This window comes from Mannheimia sp. E30BD (genome assembly GCF_041807785.1).
Lineage (GTDB): Bacteria > Pseudomonadota > Gammaproteobacteria > Enterobacterales > Pasteurellaceae > Mannheimia.
On sequence record NZ_JBGTYX010000048.1, the window covers coordinates 1 to 1,977 of the forward strand.

Below are 1,977 nucleotides of genomic sequence, written 5' to 3' on the forward strand. Positions count from 1 at the left end.
TCAAAAAAGTTCGGGAGTTCTGTAACACCCGAACTTTGGTGCCAACTTTGGCACTTTTTTAAAATTCGGAAGCTGTATTGCGTGGTTTTATATACAGCATTATTGTTTATTGAGAGCATACTTCAGATAGTCTTCATCATCTATCGTTTCAAGCCCTTTTTTAATTAAAATTTTGAGTATTTCTGTATCTTTAAAACTTTTCTTAGTCAAAACAACCGCTTTAACGTGTTCATCCTGAATTTTTTTCCAAGTTAGTTCATCAATGTGCTTTGATGGCATTTTTATAGCCTCCGTTTTTGAAAAAAATTTTGTGAAGTGTATCGCAAATCTTAGAAACACATAACTAATTTATTTGACATTTCATTTATAAGAATATTAGAATCTATTAACTTCTGATTTCTTAGAAAATGAGTTTAGTTTTATGTATCACTTCGATTGGTTAAGTATTGAGCAAGATCACGGCTTTGAAATTCCGGAATCCGTGATTGCTTCGCTTTTCGATTTCGGTGTGATTGGCATTCATCTTGATACCGGGGAAATTCAACAGGGCATTAGAACAGGCAAGTATCGTCACAAAGGCAGTTACTGTGATGAGGTATCCATTCAGGTATCCGACTCAACTATAAAAATGGAAGGCAACCCAAGCCGCTGGGGTAAAACTGAAAATTTACTCGGCTTTACATCTATAGATGCTTGCGTACATTGTTTTAATAACATCCTTGCTAAACTTAAACTACCGCTTTTTACTCGCTGTACAGAGATTTTTCACGGGCAGGGTAAAGACGGAGAAAAAGTACATACCTTTTCAAACGGTGCAATCATTAAAAGATTGGACATCACCACTAATAAATCTGTTGGTAAGGGTAATGAAAGAACCTTTATCAAAGCATTATCACAAATGCGGTATCGCAATTCTATCGGACGTTTACACACTAATGGCTGTACAGCTGATTGGTTGAGTGCAAAAGGTAACGCAAATCTTATTTATCCCTCTTGCTACATAAAACACGAAGAATTACGAATCCACTCTTACGACAAAATCAAAAATAAATTTGGCGAACATTCATCAGAATTTCAGTATTACAAAAAAGTGTACGATTACTGCGAGCAAAATGGGGTAGTTCGTTTTGAGCAAAAACTAAAATCACGCTACTTAAAAAGAGAAAATCTTTGCTATTGGGGGCTTAGCGATTTTTCTAAATTAGAGCAGTTACAAGAGGAGTTCATCAATATGCACAAAAACTTAGGCGTTAGCAAAATAGAGCTACAAACGATAGCAGAACAGCTTGTAAATAAAGGGGTAGTTGACACACTTCGTAAAGCGAATACTACTGCATTTTACGCAATGAAATGGGCAAGCGGCGAAGATATGAATTTATTACCTGAAAGAACATTTAAACGGCATCGTTCATTATTAAGAAAAATCGGCATAGACATTGCTAACCCTTGTGATGTGGAAAAATTCCAAGCTGTTCAAGTTATATCCTGCGAACAAATCTTTGTTCGACCGTTTAAAGCACCTGATTTTTATCAATACCCGAGCAACACGCCTATTCTGCGTTTGGTTGCTTAATCATCAACTAACAAGAGGAAATTACTATGCGTACAGGCTTTTACATTGTTGGTGTACTTAAAGGCTACAAAGCCAGCACATTCACTAATCGAGATACCGGCGAAGTTAAAGATAAGCACAATATCGGCATTCAACTTCAAGACCCTGACGGTTACGGCGGTTACAACACCACAACACAGGAAATCAAGGTTGATGAACGTTGCATTAACGAAGGATTTAAAAGAACCATTCAACAACACAAAGACAAGCTGGTAATGATCTTAGTTTACCCACGTGAATGGGCAATGGACGGCGGACGTAAAGGTATTACATATAACTTTGATGAAAATTCAATGATACAGCCAATTGATGAAAATAAATAAATCCTTATAAATCAATAACTTACATCATTAATTTTCGCATAA

General features: G+C 36.2%; 3 protein-coding genes. 2 read left to right on the forward strand and 1 reads right to left on the reverse strand.

Annotated features, from left to right (window positions below; genetic code table 11):
• Window positions 1–99: 99 nt before the first annotated feature.
• Entirely contained in the window at window positions 100–279 is a 180-nt protein-coding gene (locus ACERCG_RS12120) for a hypothetical protein (protein WP_020824064.1), read from the reverse strand.
• Between the two features lie 142 nt (window positions 280–421).
• Between ACERCG_RS12120 and ACERCG_RS12125 the strand changes: the two genes are divergently transcribed.
• Window positions 422–1,573, forward strand: coding sequence for a phage/plasmid replication protein (locus ACERCG_RS12125; protein ID WP_373612302.1), 1,152 nt, complete (start codon window positions 422–424; stop codon window positions 1,571–1,573).
• Between the two features lie 26 nt (window positions 1,574–1,599).
• Complete coding sequence (locus ACERCG_RS12130; RefSeq protein ID WP_020824066.1) at window positions 1,600–1,935, forward strand: DNA-binding protein; 336 nt, start codon at window positions 1,600–1,602, stop codon at window positions 1,933–1,935.
• Window positions 1,936–1,977 lie beyond the last annotated feature (42 nt).

Excerpts from the sequence above, each read along its gene's own strand:
- ACERCG_RS12120 (WP_020824064.1), bottom strand. The coding sequence starts at position 279 with ATGCCATCAAAGCACATTGATGAACTAACTTGGAAAAAAATTCAGGAT.
- ACERCG_RS12125 (WP_373612302.1), top strand. The coding sequence starts at position 422 with ATGTATCACTTCGATTGGTTAAGTATTGAGCAAGATCACGGCTTTGAA.
- ACERCG_RS12130 (WP_020824066.1), top strand. The coding sequence starts at position 1,600 with ATGCGTACAGGCTTTTACATTGTTGGTGTACTTAAAGGCTACAAAGCC.